This is a genomic window from Azospirillum sp. A1-3 (assembly GCF_023806445.1).
In the GTDB taxonomy this organism is placed as follows: domain Bacteria; phylum Pseudomonadota; class Alphaproteobacteria; order Azospirillales; family Azospirillaceae; genus Azospirillum.
The window spans coordinates 159,121-182,371 of sequence record NZ_JAMSLU010000007.1; the positions used below are offsets into that span (position 1 = coordinate 159,121).

Here is a 23,251-nt window from a genome sequence, read left to right on the forward strand (position 1 = left end):
CGGCAGGATCAGGAGGGCGAGCGGGCTTTTGCGTTTGAGGCAGGCAGAGGACGGTCGGCTTGCCCGCCTCCCGTCTTGGGGCGGAGCAATCTGCTGAATGGGGAGATCGGTGGTCCTTGCCTCGGTCAGGGCGTCACGAGGCAGGGGCGCGGGCTGTTTGGAGAAACGCATCGAACATCATGACCGACCACAGGATCCGGCTGTGATCGGCCACGCCGCGCTTGTGGTCGGCGATCATTTGCTCCAGCCCGCGCCGGTTGATGAGGTGGGTGCCGCTGAGGGCCGGGCTGGTGGCGAGCCCGTCCAGCCGGGTTGCCAACGCCCCGCGCATCCAGCGGGCGATCGGGATGGAAAAGCCCTTCTTGGCGCGATAGAGCACCGGGTGCGGCAGGTAGGGCTCCAAGGATTTCTTCAAGATGAGCTTGCCGTCCAGCCCGCGAACCTTCAACGCCGACGGCAGGCTGGCGGCCCAGCTGACCAGTTCATGGTCGAGGAAGGGGGCGCGCACCTCCAGCCCGCTGGCCATGCTGGCGCGGTCCACCTTGGTCAGCATGCCGCCCGGCAACCAGGTCTTCAGGTCGATGTAAAGCACGCGGGCCAGCGGGTCGTCGACACCGGCGCGGGCGGCGTGACCGCGCAGCACCTCCACGGCACGGTAGCCGCCGAGCGCCTGGGTGAAGTCACGGGTCAGCAGCTGTGTGCGCTGCGCCTCAGGCAGCAGAGTGACGGCGCGGAAGTAGCCGCCGACGGCATCCGTCGCCAGGCTCTCGAAGGTTGCCTTGGCGCGCAGCCAGCGGGGGGCGCGGTCCAAGCGGGGATAAATGCGCCCCAATGTGCCGAACAGCGGGGCGCGCAGACCAGCCGGCACTGTCGCTTTCACCGCCTCTTCCTTCACATGGAAGGCGTGACGGCGGTAGCCGCCGAACACCTCATCGCCGCCATCGCCCGACAGCGCCACGGTGACATGACGGCGGGCCAGCTGGCTGACCAGATAGGTGGGCAGGGCCGAGCTGTCGGCGAACGGTTCTGAATAGAGGCTGGCAAGGCGGTCGATCAGGCTCGTGGCGTCCAGGCAGACGACCTCCTCATGGTGGTCGGTGGCGTAGCGGCGGGCCACCTGCAGCGCAAACTCGCGCTCATCAAAGCTCGGGTCGGCGGAGCCCATCGAGCAGGTGCGCACCGGGCTGTGAGAGTTCTGCGCCATGAAGGCGACCACGCCGCTGGAATCCACCCCGCCCGACAAAAAGGCACCGATCGGCACGTCAGACACCATGCGCATGCGGGTGGCGTCGGCCAGCCGCTGCGCCAGCTCCTCCGCCACGCGGCGCTCATCGGTGGCTTGGAGACTTGGGCTGGCGAGCGCGACATCCCAGTAGCATACCGGCTCTCCCGCTGGTTCGCCCCGGCGCAGGCTCAAATGATGTGCGGGCGGCAGCTTGCGGATGCCGGCATAGATCGATTTTGGATCGGGCACATAGCCGAAGGCGAAATACTCCTCCACCGCCTCCAGATCGAGTGCCGGAGGGGCGCTCAGGCCGGCGGTCAGCGCGCCCAGCTCGGACGCAAAAAGGAACAGCCCGTCGGGCGTGTGCGTATAATAGACCGGCTTCTCCCCCAGCCGGTCACGGGCGAGGAACAGGGTTTGCCGGGTCTCGTCCCAAAGGGCAAAGGCGAACATGCCGCGGAAGCGATGGACACACGCCTCCTGCCACTCCTCCCAGGCGTGGACGATGACCTCTGTGTCCGAGCGGGTGGCAAAGTGGTGGCCCCGCCGGATCAGCTCGTCGCGCAGAGCGGCGAAGTTGTAGAGCTCGCCATTGTAGACGACGACCACATCGCCCGTCTCGTTGTAGAGCGGCTGTTTGCCGCCTTCGAGGTCAATGATGGCAAGCCGCCGGTGCCCCAACCCGATGCCGGCCGCAAGATGACGTCCCTCGCCATCCGGCCCGCGGTGAGCAAGCCGCCCGTTGATGCGGGCAAGCCGGTCCGGATCGATGCTGCGCCGGGCGACGATGTCGACAATCCCGCTGATTCCACACATGTCCATTCCTCATCAACGGTGCATGACCTGGCACGGGGGCTGGTCACGTCACGGGGCAGCGGCTCCGGCAAAGGAGCCGACGATGGCGGCAGGGGCGGTGGGCAGCCCGGCGGCGAAGGCATCCAGCGTGGCAAGCGCCGCGTCAGGGGGATCGGCCTCGGTCGACAGCGCGATCACGGCTGCCGGGCGCGGTCCGCCGCCGAGTGTCGCGACGATGCGCCTGAGCTTGGCTTCGAGGGCGGAGCTGACCAGGCGGCCGTCCACCCAATACCAATAAAGCACCGTGCGCTGCCCTGCGGGACCGGCCAGCCGCTCATAAATGGCGGGGACGTCGGTCCCTGGCAGGCTGTGATGATCGAGACCGACGCGCATCCAAGGGTCGTCATCGAAGCGGTTCTCATAGCGGACCAGCTTGGCCTGCGGCCGCTCATGGCTGTAGTAGGCGACGAACAGCTCGACCTGACGTCCGTCTTTTTGAAAGACGGTGAGGCGACGGGCATCGGCGTCGGCAAAGCCGGGCCGCCAGGGGCTGGGGTGGCGCGATGCATCGGCCGTCCTCTCCTGCCACCCCACCGGCGCCAGAGGGGCCGGCAGAGCGGACAGGCCGGCCCCCGGCGACACGCGGTCGAGCGACAGGGCATAGACCGGCCCGACGGCGATGGCGAGCACAGGGGCGACGGCCATACCCCACACCCACCGCGCCGGAGCAGACGGTGCACTCAGCGGTGCCGCCGTCTCACCCGGCGGGGCGGCATCGGCGAACCGGTTTCCGATGGCCAGAAGCAACAGCATGATGACGACGAAGAAGCCCCAGCCATAAATCACATGGTCGGCCTCAACCGCCGCTTGGTTGCCGCTCAGATGGGCAATCATGATGATGCCGAAGGCCCGCAAGCCATTGGCGATGATCGGCACGACACCGCCAAGCGCCACGAACAGCACGCTCTTCCACCAGCGGCGGAAGGCGAGATGCGCAAACAAGACCGCCATCACCACATTGGCAATCATGAAGCGCAAGCCGGCACAGGCCTCGGCCACATGGAAGCGCCCGCTCGGCAATTCGATGATCACCCCATCGAGAAAGACGGGGATGTGCAAGAGGCGCAGCAACGCCACCGCAAAGCCCGCCGTAACCGCCTGCAGCTGGGGCACCAGCACATCGCCAAATGGCACCATGGTGAAGAGGAACAGCAGCGGAAAGCGGATGCACCAGGCCACCCGCGCTCCCAGCGTCGCCACCGTCACGGCAATCAGCATGCCGACAAAACCAAGCTGCATCGCCAGTTTGGCCTCGGCAACTGAGCCGAGCAACCAGCCGAGCGAGCCGAGCGCCAGAGGCAGAAGGGCCCAAGGCTCCGGCTGCGGACGCAAGGCTGCCAACGCCAGGCGGCGGCGCCAGATGAGCACCAGCGCAATCGGCAGGATCAAGACGCCGTGGTTGAAGGCTGTGCTGTCGAGCCAGGTGCGCACCATGTCAAACACGGTGGCGTGAAACAGCACAAGGCACAGCCCGACATAAAGCGCAAGCCACCCGAGCGCCCGCGGCCACCCCCGGCTGCTCACACCAACACCGACAGCGAGATTGGCCTGGCTCATGCAGCCCTCCCCGCCGGACAGGCTCTGGCGTGGGGCGGCGGGACGGCGTCCAAACCAAGCAGACGGTCAAGAGCGGCCAGGCTGTTTGCCCAGTCATAGCCCGCTTCCATCCGGGCCCGGGCCCGGCGCCCAAGCCCCTCGCGCAAGCCCGGCTCCTCGATCAGGCGGGACAGCATGCCCAGCATCTCGCCCTCGCTTGCCGCCAGCAGCAGATCTGTGCCGGGTTCGGCGTCCACCCCCTCGAAGGCAGCCGGATGGGCAACCACCGGCATGCCCATCGCCATCGCCTCCAACACTTTGTTTTGAATCCCCCGCGCGATGCGCAGCGGCGCCACCGCCGCGATGGCGTGCGACAGGTAGGGGCGCACATCCGGCACGCGGCCGGTGACCGTCACGCCGGCGATGCCGCCCAGAGCCTGGACTTGCGGTGTGGGGTTGCTGCCGACGATGCAAAAGCGCAGCCCCGGATGGCGGGCCCGCAGGCCAGGCCACACCCGCTCGACGAACCAGCACACGCCGTCGATGTTGGGCCAGTAATCCATCGCCCCGACAAAGACGATCACCGGCCCGCCCGACTGATACGGCGACGGGGCATCCGCCGGGGCGCCGGGGTGAAAATGGGCAAGATCGACCCCATTCGCCACGGCATGGATTTTGTGCAGGCTGGCCGGCGCCATCTGGCCGAACAGCGCCGCCTCGGCGGCGGAAACGAAGAGGCTGGCATCGGCGGCGGCGGCGGCGGCGCGCTCGAGCGCGCTCAGACGCCGAGCCTCGCGCGCGTAAACCCAGGAGCGGGGCCACGGGCTGGTGCGGCCATACGCCGCCCATTTGGCAGAATCGACATCAACGAAATCGAAGACCTGCCGGCCGGTGAAGCCGGCGTTCAGCACATAAGGGAACATCTGCGAGGAAAAGGCGAAGACCGCATCGATGGGGCGGGTGCGCAGTGTGTCGTCTACCCAGCGCCGCATCGCCCGATGCTGGAAATAGCGCACCGACAAGGCCTCGCCCGTCAACAGGCCGGCAAGGCTGCCCAGCAGCGCCTGACGCCGGTCAAGCGGCACGACCGTCACGCTGGCGGCAACACGCTCCAGCACCGGCAGGTGCCGGCGGTCGGCGGGATCGTCAAGAAAGCAGCCCACATGCACCGGCAGGCGCTCTGCCAGATGCTTGAGGATGTGCCAGGAGCGGATTTTGTCGCCCTTGTCGGGTGGATAGGGAGTGCGGTGGGCCAGGAACAGCAGCTCTCGCATGGCAGGCCTCATCCCAATTGGCGGGCGATGTGGGGACCGAGCGCGTTGGCCAGCGACAGCGGCAGGCGCTTCCAGCTTTCCACCATCAGCCGGTATTTCGGGTTCAGCGGGTTGATGTTGGGCAGGTCGTGGCGGCGCACCAGATGGTACTGGTAATGCAGCGCCTCCGGCTCAAAGCCCCAATAGGTCTTGTAATCGAAGGCTCCGGTGCCGCGCTTGCTGCGGCCGAAGTCGAAGAGCGTGCAGCCCCGCTCCGCCGCTCTGCACATCAGCATCCAGTACATATGATCATAGGCGTGCAGCCCGCGCGCGGCGGGCAGCGCGCCGCCGTAATAGGGCAGCACCTCGTTGCGGAAAAAGAAGCTGATCAGCGCCGACACCGGGCCGTCCGGGCCGTGGACGGCGGAGATTTCAACGGCCGGACCGAACTCCTGCTGGAGCTGGGTGAAGAAGCGGCGGGGAAAGACCGGGGTGCCGAGGGCGTGGACGCTGTGGGCGTAGATGCGATGGAAAACCGCCACGTCGGCGGCGCTGTCCACGCGCAATGCGCCCTCCAGCCCCTTGCGCACGTCGGCGCGCTTCTTGCGCGGAATGGCTTTCAGGTTGGCCGCGGCGTCGGGCAGCAGCGGGCGGCGGAAGGTGGCATAAAGGTCGGCCTTGTCGGTCCACCCGAGCCCCTCCCCTCCCAGCTCGGGACGCGGCCTGCGGTGGCGCAGCTCAACATGGCCGACGCCCAGATCCGCACCGAGCCGGGAGGCTCGGCCGGCCAGCTCCTGCGCCACCTCCGCATCATCGGCAGCGATGCCGCCATAGGCGAAGAAGGCGGTGGAGATCAGCCCGTCGCCGAACAGCCGGCTTTTCACATGGATCAGTGGCAGCACCCCCACCACCTCACCGCCACGCTGGGCCATCAGATAATGCGAGCGGTGGCCATAGGCCTGCTGGATGACCCGGCGCCACCCGGCGCGATGGAAGAAGGTCGCGTCCGCACTGCGGCTGACAAAGGCATCCCATGCCGCCTCGCCGCTCTGCTCCAGAAGCTGGATGTCGATCCTTTCAGACATGAGCACGGCTCCTCAGGGTTCGAGCGGGTAGACCTCATCGATCCGGCGCCAGGAGAAATCCATCAGCAGGCGGGACAGCTTGGCCTCCATGACGCCGAGATTGACGTAATGGCGAAAGCGCGAGCGCAGCGACGGCACCGGCAGGCGGGGTTGGTCGGGGTCGATTTCCCAGGGATGGAAGTAAAAGACCACCGGCTTACCCTCCCGCCGGTTGACGGTGCGAATGGCCCGGCGCGACAGCGCATAGGGCAGCAGCCGGAAATAGCCGCCGCCGCCGCAAGGCAGCCGCTGACCGCACAGCTCCACCGTGCCCACCGGGATCTCGCGCATCCCGGCAATCGGGTCGAAGGGAAAGCGCGGGGCGTCGGGAACGCCATAATGGTCATGGCGGATCGGGTTGAGCGAGGAGCTGTAGCGGTAGCCGGCCGCGGCCAGCTCCTGGAAGGCCCACCAGGTGGCGCGGTTGATGGAGAAGCTGGGGGCGCGGTAGCCCAGAACCGCCACCCCGGCCATATCCTCCAGCCGCTTGCGGGTGTCGGCCACGTCGCGGCGAAAGACGGCCGGCGTCTGCTCGCCAACGCGGAAATGCAAGGCGCCGTGGCTGGCAAGCTCATGGCCTCTGGCGACGATCGCCCGCACCAGCTCCGGGTGACGGGCGGCGACACAGCCCAGCACGAAGAAGGTTCCGCGGGCGCCCGCCGCCTCCAGCAGGTCGAGGATGCGCCAGGTCATCCCATCGACGCGCGCCGGCAGCGCGTCCCACCGCGTGCGCGGGGCGGCCGGGGCCAGGGCGGAGGCATGGTAATAATCCTCCACATCCACCGACAAGGCGTTGACCAGCAGGGCAGCCCCGGTGTCGGCTGTCCCAGCGGCGGCCGCGCTGGTGGGGAGCGGCGGCGGGGACAGCGGCTGGCGAGGCGAGGCGGCATCAGTCATGGCCCCCCTCCTGGCCTGCGGCCGGCAGGGGGGCGGCGTCGTGATCAGCCGGCGGCAGGATCTCCAGCGTTGCCTGCATCAGCTCGCGCAGCACCCGCTCCTGGCGGAGGAGGCGCTCTTCCATCAAACTCAGGCGGTTTTCTGCACCAGCCGGCGCGCTCACGGGCGACGCCGGCTTTGGCGGGCGCGAGATCGCAAACAGCACGGGAGCCGGCGCCCCAGGGCGCGAGGCCCCGGTCATCTCGCTGCGCATGTCCTTGAGCACCTCGCGCACCGCGGCGCCGTCCAGCCTGTGCAGGTCCTCCAACGCCCCGAACAGCAGCAGCCGGTTGCACAGCAGGTTGATCAAGCGCGGCACGCCCCCGGTCTCCTGATGGATGAGGGCGTGGGCCTCCTCGGTGATGGCCGGATCGTTGCGCCAACCGACCAAAGAGAGCCGGTGTTCGATATACTGCTGCGTCTCGGCCGAGGACATCGGTTCAAGATGGTAGGAGGCGAGCACCCGCTGGCGCAGCTGCTCCAGGTCGGGGGCGTTCATGATGTCGACGAACTGCGGCTGGCCCAGCAAGAAGCACTGAAACAGCGCCTGTCCGTTGATCGTGAAGTTCGACAGCATGCGCAGCTCCTCCAGCGTGCGCCGGGGCAGATTTTGCGCCTCATCCACCATCATCAAGACGCGCCGCTGGGCCCGGTGCTGCTGGCGCAGGAAGTCTTGAAACGCACTGATTGCTGCGGCCTTGTCGGCGCCGGCCGGCTGGATGTGAAAGGCCGACAAAATCAGACGGATGGCGTCATCAGCCTCGATGTGGGTGGTGACGATCTGAGCTGCGACGAAGCGCGTGCTGTCGAGCTGGGAGGCCAGCTGCCCCATCAGCGTCGATTTGCCGGCCCCGACCGGGCCGGTGATGACGATGAAGCCTTCCCCCTGCTCCAGACCGAAGGTCAGGTAGGCGATCGCCTTGTTGTGGCTCCGGCTTTTGAAAAAGAACCGGTGATCGGGGCTGAGCCGAAACGCGTTCCCGGTCAGGCCATAGAAGTCTTCATACATCTAGAACCTCGCCGTTAAGCCGAAGACGATGGCGTTTTCCGTGTAACGGTCTTCAGGCCGCGAGGAAAAACGCTGCGAGCGTGACAGCGAGACGCTGCCGGTGAGTGTGTCGGAAAGCGCATAGGTCAGGTTGACCCCACCGGTCAGCGTGCTGGCGTCGCGCTCGGCGGTGTCGCTTGCCGCCTGGCGGAGCTGAGCTTGCGCGATCAGGGTCAGGCGCGGTGACAGGCGGTGGTGCCAGCGGGCGCCGGCGGTGAGCAGCTGGTCGTCGGGACCGGTGTCGTAATCACGCGTCTCACGGGTGACTGACAGATAGACATCATCCACCTGGTAGTGGCCGACCATATCAAAGCGCAGCGTGCCGACCTTGGCGACGGCGCGTTGGATGCCCAGGTCGCGCGCATCGGCAATCACCAGCGCGCCGGTCTGCGGATCAAGCGCAATGCGGCCGACCGGCCGCCCCAGACGCGTCTGCGGCGTTTCCATGCTTTCGCTGTAGCTGGCGGTCGCCGACCAGCGGCTGGTGATGGCATAGGTCAGGGTGCCCTCATAGGTCGGCCCGCCATAACGGTGACCGGCGCTGAGCGCCAGGTCCAGCCGCGGGCTCGGCCGGTAGCGCAGGCCAACAGAGCCAATCATCCCGCGGCGGGTGTCGCTCAGTCCGGGGCTGGCGATCCGCTCCCAGCCGGCGGAGCCGAGCAGGAAAACCTGGCGCGTCACCGCATAGTCTGCTGACACGATCGCCGTTTGACGCTCCAGGTCATTCTCGTCGACCTCGGCACGGGTGTTGCTGTATTCGATGTTGCTTGTCAGCCGCAGCCGCGACAGCGCCCGGCCGCTCGTGACCTGCCAGGATAAGGCGTTGGTCATCGCGTTCCCGACACGGTTTTCGCCAGCGCCGGCCCCGTCGCCGTCGCGCGTGTCCACCAGCGTGTCCCGGTGGAGATAGCGCAGCTCGGTGTCGGCATAGGGGCCGATATGGCCGGTCAGGTAGGGGGAGAGCTCAAGGGTGGTGACGTTGGCCTGGTTGCTGCGGCCAATGACCGAGGAGGAGCCAACCCGGCCTTGCGCATTGATCAGCTCACGCTGGCTGAGCAGCCGCCCCTCCACATACAGATGCCCCTCAACCAGCTCGATCCGGCCGGTCCCGGTCACATCCGGGCGCAGGGCGACATCGGTCCCGTGCCCCACCGTGGTGTCCAGGTACAAGCGGCCATCCAGGGCATAGCGAAGGCGCCGACCGGCCTCGCGCAGGGTCAGACCAGCAAATTCGGAAAAGACCACCGCACTTTGCCGCTGCCCATTCGGCACCAGATCGATGTTGTCGGTCACCGTCACCTCGGCGCCCATGGTGGGCTCCAGATGCGGTTTGGCCAAAGCCGGTGCGCTCAGCCCACCAACCGCAAGTCCAGCGGTGAGGGCCATCCAGCGGCTGACCGGCTGGCGGGGCAGGGGCGGATCGGAACGGCGCGTCATGGTCATGCACCCACAGCGGGGCTGGAGACCGGAAGGCTGGCGCATCGACAACGCGCAAAGAACGGCCCTGGGCTGATCGCGTGGTGCATGCTGTCCTCAGAGCGGCGTCAGGCTCAATAGGTCATGTCGGTTGCAGACAGGTACGCCGGCCGCCGGTTCAAGACGAGGCTGATGCGCTCGTCCATGTCGAGCTGGTCGAGCGCACTGCCGATGGACGAGCGCGCGGTCCGTCCGGCCGCCACCACCATCAGCACCCGCCCGACCTGATGCGCCAGGGCCAGGGCTTCCGATGTGGCCAGGACCGGTGGCGCATCGATGAGGACCACCCCGTCGTCGCCGGCGATGGCGGCGGCCCGGCGGACCAGCGCGGCCATGCGCGCACCGCCGAACAGGTCGGCGGCGCTGCTCTGGACGCTCTGGCCGCGTCCCGCCGGCAGCAGGACCAGCTTGTGGTCCTCACATGCCAGCAGAGGATCGCGGGAAGCGGGGTCGCGCAGCACATCGATCAGGCCAGGCCGGTCGGCAAGGCCGAGCAGGATGGACAAGGAGCGCTTGATCGGATCCCCGTCGATCAGCACCACCTTGCGCCGCTCGCCGATGGCGATGGCGATGGCGAGGTTGAGGGCGAGGAAGGTCTTGCCCTCTCCAGCCGATGGGCTGGTCACCACGATGGCGTTGTCCGGCCGCTCGACCGCCCCCGCCGTCTCCCGGGCGCTGTCCTGACTGGCGGCGATTTGGGTGAGCAGCCGCCGCTTGATCAGGCGCAGCTCTTCGGCAAGACGCGACTTGGGGCCTTCGGGATCGACGATGTTCGCCCTGTGCAACGCACTGCGGTCCAAGAGGATGGTCTGCATCGGCTGGCTGTCGCCGGCGGCGGTGGCGGCGATGTCCTGACCCTCAAGCCGACGGCTGGTCTCTGGAGAGAGCACCTCCTGGGGACCCGGCCCGTCCACCTTGGGCGGAGCGGACGTCCGCTCCGTCCGCGCCCCCGGAGGGTCTGGCACTGGGCCGGCGCCGGGAGCGGGGAGCGGGCGCAACTGCTGCGTGGCTCTGAGGATGATGGACATGGGGCGTGGGTCCGTCTTGGGGAAGGCCGGTTCAAAGGAGCTGTGCCTGGACGGCCCCGCCGAACTGTTTCAAGCTGCCGAGCAGATCAGGGCGACGGTCAGGGGCGGCATAGAGGTAGACCAGCGTCAAGAAGGTCGCGAGCAAGCAGAGGCCGACGCTGGCGATGCTGGACAGGCTGGCAATCACCTGGGGCCGGCGGCGCTGGACGGGCAGTTCGCTGACAGCCCCCAGCACGCGGATGCCATAGGCCTCAGCGAGGCCGGCTTCGTCGGAAAGCGGGTTGCGCAACAGGTAAAGCAGCAGCACCAGTCCGACGCCGGCGCCGATGCCGGCGACCAGCACCAGGCTGAACAGGGCGGTGCGTGGCGGTCCTTCCGGGATGCGGGCCAACACCGGCGGCTCGATGACGCGGAACTGCACGGCTTTGGTCTGGTCCTCCAGGTTCCGTGCCAAGCGTGCCGATTCCCGCCGGGACAGCAGCTCGACATAGTTGGTCTTCACGACATCATAGTCACGCTGGAGCTGCTGCAGCTGCGTCTCCGCCCCCGGCACCTCATCGACCCGCTTGCGCAGCTCGCCAATGAGGGTGGTGCTGTCCTGGATGCGGCGCTCAAGCGCGGCCACCGAGCCGTCCAGCTTGCGCAGTTCGGCCGACAGCTGGTGCCAAGCCGGGTTGGCGACGCCGGTGCGGGTGACGCGCTCGCCGCTGTATTGGCTGCCATCGGCTCTGGCGGCGGCGATTTGCCGGCGCAGATTGACCACATCGGGATGATCCTCCGTGCGCGTCGCCCGCAGCAGAGCCAGCTGACGCTCCATCTCGGCGATGCGGGTGCCGGCCGGGGTGCCGGCGGGGCCGGCGAACGCGCTTCCACCGCCGAGCTGCTGCGGGGTGCGCGCCAGTTCCAGGCGGAGCTGGTCACGGTTCCAAATGGCGGCATCCAGCTCCTGCTGAAGCTGGCGGAGCTGGATCAAGGCCTGGTCCAGCATCGCCTGGAGGTTCTGCCGCCCCCCCAGCTCGTCGGCGTGGGTGCGGCGGAACTCAGCCACCTGCTCTTCGGTTTCGCGCAAGCGCCTCTCGAAGGCGCTGATCTGGTTGTCGAGGAAGCGCTGGGCGTTGTCCATGTCGGCGCGGCTCTTGCCGACATTTTGTTCGACAAACTGGGTCAGCATGGTCTGCACGACCTTCTGTGCCAGGGCCGGGCTGGCGTCCCAGTAGGTGATCTGGAACAGGCTTTTGCCGTCGGAGACCACCCTCACTTTGCGCTGAAGCGTCTCAATCAGCCGCTCCAGATCGGTGGCTGTGCGGACCTGCAGGTCCAAGTCGGTCCGGCGAATGACCTGCTCCAGGTTTGGCCGGGTCAGGAGGGATTTGCGCATGATCTCGATCTGGCGGTCTGGATCGGTTTGCACCGTCAGGCCACGCATCAGCGGGGTGATCAGCGTGTCGGTGTCCACATAAATGCGTGCGTTGGACTCATAGCGATCCGGCATCAGCATCACCGCGACCCAGCCGACCAGACAGACCGTCCAGGCCACCAGCAGCACCAGCCAACGCCGGCGCCACAGCTCGGCCAGATGGACACGCAAGAGGAGCTGGATTTTAGCCGTGTCTATCATGGTCAAAACCATGTTTCTGGGATGATCAGGACGTCACCGGGCTGAACCGGGACGTTGGCGCGGATGTTGCCACTCTTCAGCAAACTGTCGATGTGCACGCTGTAGCTTTTCTCGCCCGCGGTCGTGCGGCGCACCAAAATGGCGCGGTCGCCGTCGGCAAACTCGGTCAGCCCGCCCACTTCGATCATCAGATCGAGGACCGTCATGTCGGCGCGATAGGGGATGGCGCGCGGCTTGACCGCCTGTCCAACAACACGCACCTGCTGGGCATTGCCGACAAAGCTGTTGACCATCACCGTGGCGACAGGATTTTCAATGTATTTCTTCAGATGGTCCTCAATGACGCGACCAAGCTCTGTGGGTGTTTTCCCCGCGGCCTGGATGTCCTCGATGAGCGGCATTGAAATCTTGCCGTCGGGACGAACGGGCATCGAGACGGAGAATTCAGGCGCCTGCCACACCGCGATTTGGATCGTGTCGAGCGGGCCGATCCGGTAGGCCGCAGGGTCGCTGCCGGAGCCATCGCTGCTGACCTCGACCGGTGCGTTTGGCAAGGAGGTGCCGCAGCCGGCAAGGGGCAGGGCGACCGCCATGGCAGCGAGGACGGCCAAATGCTGAATGCGACGGTCAGTCCATGGGCGCAACACGGCTCCCCTCCCGAGGCTTGATTGGCAATATCTTAAAATCCTGCTTACCCAAGCAACCGAATTCAGGGTAGATGAGCCATATTGTTAGCCCAAAATAAGAAGAGGAGAGTTACGCATATCCGCCAAGGGCACGACCGTCGTGCGGAAAGCCTAGGACGGGGTATGGACTGTCATTTTGGAAGGGCTTGCCTCTATCCTCCCGATAAGGATTATCACTTAAGGAATGTCTAATCCTCAAAGATTGTGGTCCATGCGAGTGTTCGACAGAGGATGCGGGCTGGGCGCTAATGGCAGACCGTTCCCTTGCATGGGCGCTTTCGACGGTCATGAAGATCCTCTTTCACCACCGCATCGCTTCGCGTGATGGACAGTCCGTGCACATGGATGAGCTGATTGCAGCCCTCCAACGCCAAGGCCATGACACCATCGTTGTCGGCCCTGCACGCATCGCCAGCGAACGCTTCGGCTGCGAAGCCGGCATGGTCGGACGGCTCAAGCGGTGGCTGCCGCGCTGGACTTATGAGCTTTTGGAGGTTGGCTACAATCTGGTCGCCTGGCGCCGTCTGGCGCAGGCGGTGCGGGAGCACCGACCCGACGCCATCTACGAGCGCTACAATCTGTTCCTTTTGTGCGGTCCAGCGGTTGCCAGACGGGCTGGCCTGCCGTTTTTGCTGGAGGTGAATGCCCCGCTGTGCGAGGAGCGCGCCCGCCACAGCGGCTTGTCCTTGCACGCCTTCGCCCATTTTTGCGAGGGGTGGGTCTGGCGCGCCGCCGATCGGGTCTTGCCGGTCACCCAGGTGCTGGGCGCCGAGGTGGCGGCGCGGGGGGTCCCCCCTGACCGGATCGCTGTCATCCCCAACGGGGTCAACCGGCACCGCTTTGCCGCCGTGGTGGACGGCGAGGCGGCCAAACGCAAGCTGGGGCTGGAGGGCCGGCTGGTGCTGGGCTTTACCGGTTTTGTGCGGGCGTGGCACGGCCTGGAGGACATCGTGGCCGTGTTGGGCGAGCTGGGCGACGGGGACAACGCCCACCTCCTGGTCGTTGGTGACGGGCCGGCGCGCGCCTCGTTGGAGCGGCGGGCGGAGGCCCTCGGGCTGCGGCATCGGCTCACCGTGACGGGCGTGATCGACCGCGATGCGGTGACGGACCACATTGCGGCGTTCGACATCGCCCTCCAGCCAGCGGTGACCGCTTATGCCTCACCGCTCAAACTGTTTGAATATATGGCGCTTGGTCGCGCCATCCTCGCTCCTGACACGCCGAACATCCGCGAGGTGCTGACCGATCGCCAGGACGCCTTGCTGTTCGATCCGGACCAACCGAAGGCGCTGACCGACGCCATCCGGACGCTGTGCGCCGATCCGGCCTTGCGCCGGCAGATCGCCGAACAGGCCTCAGCCACCATCGAGCGGCGTGCCTTCACCTGGGACCGCAACGCAGACCGCATTGTGCAGATGATCCAGCATCCTCCAGCCGGACAAATGCCCCCTGCCGCGCTGCGCACCCAGCCATGAGGGGCGTGGAGGCCGCACGGGTTCCCGCCGGTGCCAGCACCGGCAGTGGCCTGCCCTTTGAGACCAGCGAAGCGTGGTTCTCGGTGTTGGCGTCGACCTGCCTCGACCCTGGCGACCAGCCCCATCGCCTTGTTCTGCCCGGCGCCACCCTGGCGATGCGGGAGCGGACCAGCTGGCATGGTCCCGTTGCACTGCGCACCCTGGCCAGCCTGACCCCCTGTTACAGCACACGCTACAGCACGGCCGGCGTCGATGAGGATGACCTGGCCGCCGCAGCGCGCACGCTGCGGCGCAGGCAGCCGCGGGTGCATCGGCTGCTGTTCGAGGCGCTGCAGGACGAGGCGGAGGCGGTGCGTGTGAGCAGCGGATTGCGCCGTGGTGGCCTGTTCGTCGAGCGTTTCCAGCATTTCGGCACATGGTACGAGCCGGTGAGGGCGGGCTTCGATGCCTATTGGTCCGCCCGCCCTGGCCGCTTGCGCAACACCGTGGAGCGGCGGGAGCGCGCCCTGCGGCGGGGGCCGGGATGCGCGCTGCGGGTGTGCGCCGCGCCCGAGGAGGCCGACGCGGCAACCGCGGCGTATCAAGCCATTTACCAGGCAAGTTGGAAAAAGCCGGAACCCTATCCGACTTTCATTCCAGCCCTGATCGCTGCGCTGCTGAGGCAGCGGGCTGGGCTCATCGGTCTGCTGTCCATCGACGACCAACCGGTCGCAGCCCAGATCTGGCTGGTCGGTGGCGGGGCCGCCACCTTGTTCAAGCTGGCCCATGACGAGCGCCACAAGAACCACTCCCCCGGCTCTGTTCTGACCCGGTTGATGCTGGAGCGGATTCTCGGCGACCCGACGGTGCGGGAGATTGATTTCGGCCGCGGTGATGACCCCTACAAGCGTCACTGGGTGAGCCAGCGCCGCCAGAGTTGGGGGGTGGCCGCTTACGATCCGGCCACGCCGGTTGGCGCCGCACTGGCCGGCATCACCCTGCTCTCCCGCTTGCGGAGCAACTGACATCCTCTCCGCCCTCGACGGGCGGAGGGTCCGTTGAGCCGCATCCTGCGGCCCTCCGGCTGGTTCCTGCGTCATCGGGCCGCTTGGTGCGGTGCCCCTCCACAGGCGTCAACGCGCTGTCCGCGCGCCGGAGAATGTTGATCGCCGCGTTGGTGTCGGCGTTGGCCCTGTGGCCACAACGCCCGCACACGAAGACGGCTTGGCTCGGCCGGTTGGCGGCATCGACATGGCCGCAACAGGCGCAGGTCTGGCTGGTGTCGGCGGCAGGCACCTCGACCAGCCTGCCGCCGCGATCCGCCACCTTGTCGGCCAGCAGGGTGCGGAACAAGCCCCATCCCTGAGCGAGACTGGCCCGGTTCAGTCCCGCCTTCTGCCGGACCCGGCGGCCTGGTTCCGCGACCGTGCCCGTCGCCGACGCAGACAGGCTCCGCACCGGCAACGCCTCCACACCGACCACACCGTGGGTCTTGGCGATGATCGTGCTGTGCTTGTGGAGAAAGTCCTTGCGGGCGTTCGCCACCCGCATCTGAATGCGCGCGATCCGGCGCACCGCCTTGCGGCGGTTGGCCGATCCGCGCGTCTTCCGCGCCAAGGCCCGCTGAGCCTTGCGCAGCGCCCGCAGCGCCTTTTGGCCGGGGTTGGCCGGGGCGATGCCGGTGCCGTCGCTGAGCGCGGCGAACACCGCCACGCCCACGGATCGGATGCCGCCGTGGCAGTGCCGCGTCGGTGTCCCAGCCGACGTGTCCCAGCCGACGATGGCCTTGGCCCAGGCACGGGCCTCGTCGAGGCCGGCGAAGCGGGGGGCGGGGTACTCGGGGCGGTGCTTGGCGGTCTTGAACAGCGCCTCGACGACGGGGGTATCGTCCGAGACCCGGGGGCGGGAGTACGAGGGTGCGATGCCGAGCCAAGGGAGCATGGCCAGCACGGCCGTGGCCTTCAAGGCAGCGGTCCCACGCGGAGCAATTGACCAACGGGCCGTTCTCGGTCAGCATTCCCACGGATTGAAGATGGAGAGTCCACAATCCAGGAAATCCGCCACGTTCCTGGTTGCCAGTGCAGCATTCCGGGACGCTGCAATGGCGGCGATTTGTGCATCGAATGCTCCGGTCGGCCGGCCTTTCTGATGCCGTCCCGCCGCGATGGGCGCAAACGCCGCGGCGGCCGCAGCATCAAAGGGTAGCACCCGGTCGGCAAAGTCTTCGGCAAACATCTGCTCGGCTGCTCCCAACAGGTCGCTTCGGCGACGTCCTTCCGGCAACAGAGCGAGACCGAACAGGATTTCCGCTTGGGTGACGGTTGTGGTGAACAGGCTGACAGCGGGGTGCCCGGCAACCCAGCGGAGGACGGCTTCGGACGGTGCAGGGCGCATCAGTTCCGAAAGCACGTTGGTGTCCAAGATGAACATCACTCAAAACTCGGCGGAGCGCGCAGAGGCTCGCGGCCAACGTCAGGCACCTCAACGCCACCGAACGGGGCGAACCGCTGTCGGATGGCGTCGCCAAGGTGCGTCACGGGCCGGCGTTCTTCCGTGAGCGCCGCACGCAGAATGTGACGGGCCTCCTCCTCCATGGAGCGGCCGTGGTGGGCGGCACGGACCCGCAGCCGGGCCTTCAAGAGATCCTCCAGGTTCCGGATCGTGATGCTGGCCATCGGTCGCTCCCGAGTGTGTCCGCTGCTGACATTAAGCAATGATTGCGATGATTGCAACGGTGTGTGGCTTATTTGGGCCTGCCTGTGGATCGGCGTCCACTCTCGGCTCTCCCGCACTCATCTGAGGACCGGCCTCTGAACCTCCCCCTGGCTAAAGCCCTTGCCGTTCCCCCCTCTCGGGGGGGGGCAGCGCGGACGCGAGCTGAGCGCCGAGCATGCGCAGAAAGAGGCGTTCAAAGCCGAACCACAAGGTCGGCCAGCCCGGCTCGCCATCGCCTTTGTGGACCAGGAAACCGCCAAGGCGAGCGACGCCGCGCTGAACGTCACGGCGGCGGGTGATGGCAGTCGGGGGTATTTCAAGGCGGTGGCCAGCAACCGCAGCGTCCGGCGCGTCGCTGGTGGCCTGCCGGGGTCCAGCGTGCCGCCTCGCGGACCTGCAGAAGCCGGACGGCGACGATGGACAAGACCCCCAGCAGGGGCCAGAAGCGTTCGATGGTCCGCAGCTGGCGGTCTTCCAGGCGACAACCGCTCTGCAGGGTCTTGTGAAACTCTTCACAGACCTGTCCATGCTGCGGCACGGTCAGAAAGAAGGCCCTCAGCGAGCGTGTGCACAGGTGCGACGTGTGCGGGACGACCTTGCCCCCGTGACTTCGCGTCGGCGTGACAACTCCGTCGCCTGAAGGGCGACGGCTTCTCGGACCAGCTATGCGGCACCCCGCTGGCTTGGCGTCCGAAGGCCGTGTCCCGGCCCCGTTCCCTGTGCCCGCTGCAGGATGACCATCGCCGCGGCGATATCGCGATCCATGACGCAGCCACACGAGCATGTGTGCGTGCGGTCAGACAGCGTCTTGGCGACGACGGCCCCGCACTCCGGGCAGGTTTGACTTGTTCCGCGCGGATCGACGGCTTCCACCCGAACACCAGCGTTCGCAGCTTTGTAGTCGAGGAAGGATCGAAGTTGTCCCCACGCGGCGTTGTGAACGGACTTGGCGAGCATCGACCGGGCCAGACGGTCAACGCTCAAGTCCTCCAAGGCGATGACGGCGTAACGGTCTACGAGCGAGCGGGACAGCTTGTGCAGGAAGTCCCTGCGCCGGTTGGCCGTGGCCGCGCTGTGACGCGCCAGCCTGCGCTTCGCCTTGAGCCTGCGCTTGCTGCCCCGCCTGGCGCGGGCAAGCGCACGCTGAAGACGACGCTGTCTCTTGGCCGCACCCTGTGTCCATTGCGGAGCAGCGACCGTTTCCCCGTCCGAGGTGGCGATGAACGACGACAGGCCCAGATCGAGGCCGACCGACGCGCCGTCGCGCGGCTGACCCTCGTCGTCGGGCATCGTGATCTGAAAGCACACGAACCACTGTCCGGCGGCGCGCGACAGGACGGCGGCTCCGACCTTTGCAGCGGCCGGAAGATCGCGGTGCCACTTCACCTTCACCTCGCCGGGGATGCCAACGACACCAAGGCGCTTGCTCTTGCGGATCGTCAGCCCGTCGCCAACTCGGAACTCGGCGCTGTCGAACATGCTCTTGGCGCGGAAGCGCGGGAACCCGGCCTTGCCCGTCTTCACGCGACCGAAGAAGGCCACAAACGCCTTGTCCCGCCGGCGGAGCACCTGTTGCTCAGCGCTAAAGCTGTAGCTGGCCAGCCGCTCGTCCGCCGCCCGGACAGCCTTCAATTCGCCGGCCTGATTGACGTACCGCAGGGCCTTCCCGGCCCGGCGGTACGCCTCGATCCGCTGCTGGAGGGCAGCGTTGTACAGGTCGCAGAAGGCGCCAAGCATCGCCTCGAACCCGGCAACTTGCGCCGTGGTCGGGTAGAGGCGATCCTTGGTGCTCAGGACCGGCATTGGTCACTTGCCCTTCTGGTTTTCGATGGAGGGGTGGATCGTCTCTTCCGAGACGCTGCCAACCGTTGCGGCAAAATAACTGCGGGACCAGAGCGTCGGAAGCCTGGAGCGCAGCGCCGGGAACTCGTCACGAAGACCCCGGCTGGACTTTCCCTTCAGGCGATTGACGATTTCGGCAACACCAAGGGTTGGATCAGCCTCAACGAAGACGTGACCATGATCGGGCATGACGTCCAGCGCGTGGACCGTCATATCGTACGCGGACGCCACTTCGCCAAGAACTTGCCTAAGCCGGCCGTCAACGGGCGGCGTCAGGACGGGGCGCCGGTATTTCGGGCACCATACGATGTGGTAGGTCAGCGAAAATACCGCCCCCGCGTTCTTCGCACGTTCTTCGCAGAGCGCGTCGTCCTGCAAGAGAGTCTGCTTCCGGCAGAAACCTAACGCACCAGCAAAGGAGGCGCGGCTTCCGCTGCCGGCTTAAGCCGGCAGTCCCCGCCGCGAAATCATGATGGCGTTCTCAAGGCGAACGGGTCGGAACGGCCCGATGCGGAGTCATGACTGCCAAACCACCTCCATTCGCTGAATGGGGGCGGTGGTTCATACCGATGTGCAGCCATCGCTCGGAAGCGGGGCGAACGTTCGGTGCCTCATCCGTTGCCAATGTCAGCCGTCGATGGGAGCCAGCAGGAAATCGAGGTCGTCTGCGGTCAGCAGTTCCTCCGCCGTCTGGCCCCGGTCGTAAACCGCCTCCCCCAGCCGGCGCTTGCGCTCCTGAAGCTGAACCATGCGCTCCTCCACCGTGCCGCTGGTGACCAGCTTGTAGACGAAGACCGGCTTGTCCTGGCCGATGCGGTGGGCGCGGTCGGTCGCCTGATCCTCGACCGCCGGGTTCCACCAGGGATCATAGTGGATCACCGTGTCGGCGGCGGTCAGGTTCAGCCCGGTGCCGCCGGCCTTCAGGCTGATGAGGAATAGCGGCACCTCGCCTGCCTGGAAACGCCGGACTGGGGTCTCGCGGTCCCTTGTGTCACCGGTCAGTTCGACGAAGGGGATGACGAGTCGGTCGAGCTCCGGCCGGATCAGGTCGAACATCGAGGTGAACTGCGAGAACAGCAGGATGCTCCGACCGTCGGCCAGCAGCTCCGGCAGCATCTCCAACAGCCGTTCCAGCTTGGCCGACGCCGCCCCCTTTGCCACCCGCTTGCAGGCGCTTTCGAGCTTCACCAGCCGCGGATCGCAGCAGACCTGCCGCAACTTCAACAGCGCATCAAGGATGGTGATGCGGCTGCGGGCCAGCCCTTTGCGCGCCACCTCGTCACGCACGCGCTGGTCCATGGTCAGGCGGATGGTCTCGTAGAGGTCGCGCTGGCCGCCGCCAGGCTCCACCGCTTCCAGGATTTCGGTCTTGGGCGGCAGTTCCGCCGCCACCTCCTCCTTGGTCCGGCGCAGCAGGAAGGGACGAACGCGGCGGGCCAGCACGCGCTGGCGATCGGCATCGCCGTGCTTTTCAATGGGGGTGCGGAAGGTCCGGCGATAGCCAGTGCGGTCGCCGAACAGCGAGGGCACGCTGACGGCAAACAGCGCCCACAACTCGTCCAGAGTGTTTTCCACCGGCGTACCGGTCAGGCAGAGGCGCTGGCGTGCCTCCAGTGCCTGTGCCGCCTTGCTCGCTTGGCCAATGGGATTCTTGAGATATTGCGATTCATCGAAGATCGCTAGGTGCCATGGCTGGGCCTCCAGCACCGCGCGGTCGCGCGGCAGTAGCGCGTAGGAGGTTACCACCAAGTCGTACTCGGTCAACGAACCCTGCGCCGCCTTGCGCTGGGGCCCGTGCAGGACCAGCGTGCGCAAGCTGGTAGCGAAACGCTGCACCTCCGCGCGCCAGTTGCCGAGCACACTGGTCGGCGCCACCAGCAGGCTGGGGCGGTCAAGCCGGCCAGCCTCCTTTTCCACCAGCAGATGGGCCAGCGCCTGCAAGGTCTTTCCTAACCCCATGTCGTCGGCAAGGATGCCGCCGAAACCGTGGGCGGCGAGGAACTGCAGCCAGTCGAGCCCCGCCTGCTGGTAGGGGCGCAAGGTGGCGTGCAGCCCCTGTGGTGGGGGCACCGTTGGCACGCCGCCCGCTTCGCGCAGGGTCTTGGCCATGCCGCGGACGGCGTCGGCGCCGAGCAGCGGGATGCCGGCAGCCGATGCTGCCTCCTCCAGCGCCGACAGGTCGCCCAGATGGGACCGGCCAATGCGCAGTTCGCCGCCGCCAGGCTGCAGGCCGAACAGCTCCATCAGCACGCCGATCATCGGCGCCACCCGCTCCACCTCCAGCGGGATGTAGCGGGTGGAGCCGATTCGCACGAACATTGTTCCGGAAGGCGCCAACTGCTCCAGCACCGCCGCCAGCCCCGGCGTCCGGCCATCCGTCCTAGCGGCGCCCTCCTCTCCATCGGCATCCTCGTCGTCGAAATACTCATCGTCGAGCAGGTCCGGGTCGATCCGGGCGAGCGCATCAATCACCTCGCGCAGCACCGGCAGCAGATCGATGCGCTCACCGCCAATGTCGACGCCAAGCGACAGGCCAAACCAGTCGATCCCGGAGCCATCCTCAATCTCAAACGCCCAGTCCTTGGGCGCCTCCAGGACCTCGAAGGGGAAATCGGGAGCGATCTCAATGATCCAGCCGGCGGCCCGCAGGTCGGGAAGCACCGAATGGCAGAAGCTCAACCAGATCGACCGTTCATCGAGGTCGTCACCGGGGGCGGCGAACAGCTCGTCGCGGACCGGTGAGGCGCCACCGACGCTGAGCGGCAGTGGCGGGATGGCGAGGCCAGCCTCCACCAGTCGTTTGATCGCCGTCTTCTCCTCTTTCGGCTGAGGCTTGGCGATGACGAGGACACCGTCCTCCATCCATTGCAGCGGCGGTCCTCGCCGTTTCCAATGCAGCCGGGTGCCGGCATAGTCGAAATGGAGGTCGGCGACCGGGAGTTCGGGCATCCCCATCATCCCATAGGCCGAGGGGTACAAGGAGGACAGCCCCGCCGGCCGGGCCATGCTCAGCCGCAGCACCGGCCGCGGCACAATACGGCGATGTTCGGTCCGCGCCGGGGCGTCCGGCAGCACTGGCAGCCGGTCGCCGAGCCGTTCCGCCTCAGCCCGGAAGGCGGCCACCTCGCCCGGCGGTAGCGGCGGGGCCGTCAACAACGCCACGGCGATCTGCGGTGACACCGTCGCGGCCTCGACAGAACCGCAGATGGCGTTTGTGGGATCGACATAGAGCAGCGGCACCGTCGGCAGCACGATGGCCGGCAGCGCTTCGACGGTGTTCGGCTGGAGCGCAATGGTGAAGCGCTGGCGGCCGGCGCCGTCGGTCTGCCAACGCGGCGTTCCGGTCAGGACAGGGCCTGAGCGCAGCGCTCTGCCGCTGCGGAAATCCTGCCAATAGAGCCGGCCAGTGGGCAGCATGCGTTCGATCAGCCAAGGAGCGACGTCGGCCGACAGCAGGAACCCGTGCGGACCGGCTTGTGCGTTGCGCGACACGGCATTCAGCACCGCGTGGTCGGCCGGGGTGACGAACTTCGCCGAATTCAGCGTGCCAAACTGATAGGCATCATAGGCCTTGTCATCGTTGGCGAACTGGCCATCCTTGCGCAAGGTGGCCGAGAGGATACGGAGCAGGAGCCTGCGGTCGCCGGAGGGGGTGTCATCAAGGTGCAGGACAAAGAGCAGCCGTTTACGGACGGTGTCGGCATACTGCTCTGCGGTTTCACGCAGCACCGCCGCCGTCAGCCGCGACAGCAAATCCTTCACCGGAGCCGAGAGCCCGGGTTCCCCAGGCGGCGTCTTGTCCTGAACGGCAACAGCCGACGGCGACGGCAATGACGGGGCGTACCGAGCGGAGGATGGCCGTTCAGACGGTTGGCCGGCGGCGGTGGCGCTGCGCTCTGCCCAGGCCAGCAGCGCTGCGGCGACATGCTTGCAATTGTACCCCACCGGACAGTCGCACACCCCCTCCACCTGCCGCAGCACGCCATTGACGAGTTTCACCGTGATGTCCTGGCCGTAGAGCGCGCGACCCGAGCCCCGGACCATTGACGTCACGGTCCAGCCATCCCCTCGGCGCCGTTGCGCCTCAATGGTCTGGACGCGGCCGTCCGCCCAATAGTGCCGGCCCCGTTCGAGCGAGCCGGCGTCGATAAAGCGGCGGAGGTCAGAGGGGGAAAACACGGCGGGACGTCTCCTCTCGGCTGTCCGGACGTGGGTGGAACGGGCGGCCTGCAATGAAAGAAGGTGGCGCATTATCCGCAGCCAACTCCGCGGTCGCAAGTTGCAGCACCGCAGCACCCACGACATTCTCTCAGACGATGAGCCTGCTCCCGTCCCTTCAACAAACCCGGCGCGGTTCGCGAATGCCAAGCGGCCGACGGGGACAGCCAATGGGGAAGGGGGCGTCACCATCATCCAACTCCGCGCTAATTTTGGCAGATCTCGTGCAGAGGGTTT

Annotated in this window: 19 protein-coding genes and 1 pseudogene; 3 read left to right on the top strand and 17 right to left on the bottom strand. The window is 67.0% G+C overall.

Going from position 1 to position 23,251, the window contains the following annotated elements:
- Nucleotides 1-133: 133 nt before the first annotated feature.
- The 10 genes from M5E06_RS31335 to M5E06_RS31380 all read right to left on the bottom strand — a co-directional run bounded on the left by M5E06_RS31335 (nt 134) and on the right by M5E06_RS31380 (nt 12,692).
- Entirely contained in the window at nt 134-2,041 is a 1,908-nt protein-coding gene (locus M5E06_RS31335) for an XrtA/PEP-CTERM system amidotransferase (RefSeq protein ID WP_252141591.1), read from the bottom strand.
- A gap of 48 nt (nt 2,042-2,089) precedes the next feature.
- Complete coding sequence (gene xrtA, locus M5E06_RS31340; RefSeq protein WP_252141592.1) at nt 2,090-3,637, bottom strand: exosortase A; 1,548 nt, start codon at nt 3,635-3,637, stop codon at nt 2,090-2,092.
- The gene (locus M5E06_RS31345) at nt 3,634-4,890 is read right to left on the bottom strand and encodes a TIGR03087 family PEP-CTERM/XrtA system glycosyltransferase (protein WP_252141593.1); all 1,257 of its coding nucleotides are present in this window, start codon (nt 4,888-4,890) and stop codon (nt 3,634-3,636) included. Before M5E06_RS31345 ends, xrtA begins: the two co-directional genes overlap by 4 nt.
- A gap of 8 nt (nt 4,891-4,898) precedes the next feature.
- A complete protein-coding gene (locus M5E06_RS31350) occupies nt 4,899-5,954 on the bottom strand; it encodes a FemAB family XrtA/PEP-CTERM system-associated protein (protein WP_252141594.1) in 1,056 nt (351 codons plus the stop codon).
- 12 nt (nt 5,955-5,966) lie between these two features.
- Nucleotides 5,967-6,890 (bottom strand): XrtA system polysaccharide deacetylase, encoded by a 924-nt coding sequence (locus M5E06_RS31355; RefSeq protein ID WP_252141595.1) that lies wholly within the window; start codon nt 6,888-6,890, stop codon nt 5,967-5,969.
- Nucleotides 6,883-7,938: an XrtA/PEP-CTERM system-associated ATPase gene (locus tag M5E06_RS31360; RefSeq protein ID WP_252141596.1), complete on the bottom strand. Its 1,056-nt coding sequence runs from the start codon at nt 7,936-7,938 to the stop codon at nt 6,883-6,885. Before M5E06_RS31360 ends, M5E06_RS31355 begins: the two co-directional genes overlap by 8 nt.
- A complete protein-coding gene (locus tag M5E06_RS31365) occupies nt 7,939-9,414 on the bottom strand; it encodes a TIGR03016 family PEP-CTERM system-associated outer membrane protein (RefSeq protein WP_252141597.1) in 1,476 nt (491 codons plus the stop codon).
- Between the two features lie 113 nt (nt 9,415-9,527).
- Nucleotides 9,528-10,481: a nucleotide-binding protein gene (locus M5E06_RS31370; protein WP_252141598.1), complete on the bottom strand. Its 954-nt coding sequence runs from the start codon at nt 10,479-10,481 to the stop codon at nt 9,528-9,530.
- Between the two features lie 31 nt (nt 10,482-10,512).
- Nucleotides 10,513-12,099, bottom strand: a complete 1,587-nt coding sequence (locus M5E06_RS31375; RefSeq protein WP_252141599.1) for an XrtA system polysaccharide chain length determinant — start codon at nt 12,097-12,099, stop codon at nt 10,513-10,515.
- A gap of 2 nt (nt 12,100-12,101) precedes the next feature.
- Nucleotides 12,102-12,692, bottom strand: a complete 591-nt coding sequence (locus M5E06_RS31380) for an XrtA/PEP-CTERM system exopolysaccharide export protein (RefSeq protein WP_252141600.1) — start codon at nt 12,690-12,692, stop codon at nt 12,102-12,104.
- Nucleotides 12,693-13,033: 341 nt separating this feature from the next.
- On the opposite strand from M5E06_RS31380, the gene M5E06_RS31385 reads away from it, so the two are divergent.
- Nucleotides 13,034-14,260 carry a glycosyltransferase family 4 protein gene (locus tag M5E06_RS31385; protein WP_252141601.1) on the top strand — a complete coding sequence of 409 codons (1,227 nt, stop codon included), beginning with the start codon at nt 13,034-13,036 and terminating at the stop codon, nt 14,258-14,260.
- 5 nt (nt 14,261-14,265) lie between these two features.
- Nucleotides 14,266-15,264, top strand: a complete 999-nt coding sequence (locus M5E06_RS31390) for a GNAT family N-acetyltransferase (protein WP_252141602.1) — start codon at nt 14,266-14,268, stop codon at nt 15,262-15,264.
- On the opposite strand, the gene M5E06_RS31395 is transcribed toward M5E06_RS31390, so the two are convergent.
- From M5E06_RS31395 to M5E06_RS35950, 4 genes are all read right to left on the bottom strand, one after another.
- Nucleotides 15,233-16,180, bottom strand: coding sequence for an RNA-guided endonuclease InsQ/TnpB family protein (locus tag M5E06_RS31395; RefSeq protein ID WP_502802022.1), 948 nt, complete (start codon nt 16,178-16,180; stop codon nt 15,233-15,235). The two genes, M5E06_RS31390 and M5E06_RS31395, sit on opposite strands and share 32 nt — an antisense overlap.
- Before the next feature lie 69 nt (nt 16,181-16,249).
- Nucleotides 16,250-16,669 (bottom strand): type II toxin-antitoxin system VapC family toxin, encoded by a 420-nt coding sequence (locus tag M5E06_RS31405; RefSeq protein WP_252141603.1) that lies wholly within the window; start codon nt 16,667-16,669, stop codon nt 16,250-16,252.
- Nucleotides 16,669-16,914: a FitA-like ribbon-helix-helix domain-containing protein gene (locus tag M5E06_RS31410; protein WP_252141604.1), complete on the bottom strand. Its 246-nt coding sequence runs from the start codon at nt 16,912-16,914 to the stop codon at nt 16,669-16,671. Before M5E06_RS31410 ends, M5E06_RS31405 begins: the two co-directional genes overlap by 1 nt.
- A 151-nt stretch (nt 16,915-17,065) precedes the next feature.
- The gene (locus M5E06_RS35950) at nt 17,066-17,482 is read right to left on the bottom strand and encodes an IS4 family transposase (protein WP_353654380.1); all 417 of its coding nucleotides are present in this window, start codon (nt 17,480-17,482) and stop codon (nt 17,066-17,068) included.
- On the opposite strand from M5E06_RS35950, the pseudogene M5E06_RS35955 reads away from it, so the two are divergent.
- Nucleotides 17,470-17,562: pseudogene (locus tag M5E06_RS35955) on the top strand (hypothetical protein); the annotation flags it as partial. The gene M5E06_RS35950 and the pseudogene M5E06_RS35955 overlap by 13 nt on opposite strands.
- 55 nt (nt 17,563-17,617) lie before the next feature.
- On the opposite strand, the gene M5E06_RS31415 reads toward M5E06_RS35955, so the two are convergent.
- The 3 genes from M5E06_RS31415 to M5E06_RS31425 form a co-directional block, all read right to left on the bottom strand.
- Nucleotides 17,618-18,757 (bottom strand): RNA-guided endonuclease InsQ/TnpB family protein, encoded by a 1,140-nt coding sequence (locus M5E06_RS31415; protein WP_252141605.1) that lies wholly within the window; start codon nt 18,755-18,757, stop codon nt 17,618-17,620.
- Nucleotides 18,758-18,760: 3 nt separating this feature from the next.
- A complete protein-coding gene (gene tnpA, locus M5E06_RS31420; RefSeq protein WP_286209072.1) occupies nt 18,761-19,174 on the bottom strand; it encodes an IS200/IS605 family transposase in 414 nt (137 codons plus the stop codon).
- A 249-nt stretch (nt 19,175-19,423) separates the two neighbouring features.
- Nucleotides 19,424-22,840, bottom strand: coding sequence for a DEAD/DEAH box helicase (locus tag M5E06_RS31425; protein ID WP_252139353.1), 3,417 nt, complete (start codon nt 22,838-22,840; stop codon nt 19,424-19,426).
- Between the last annotated feature and the right edge of the window lie 411 nt (nt 22,841-23,251).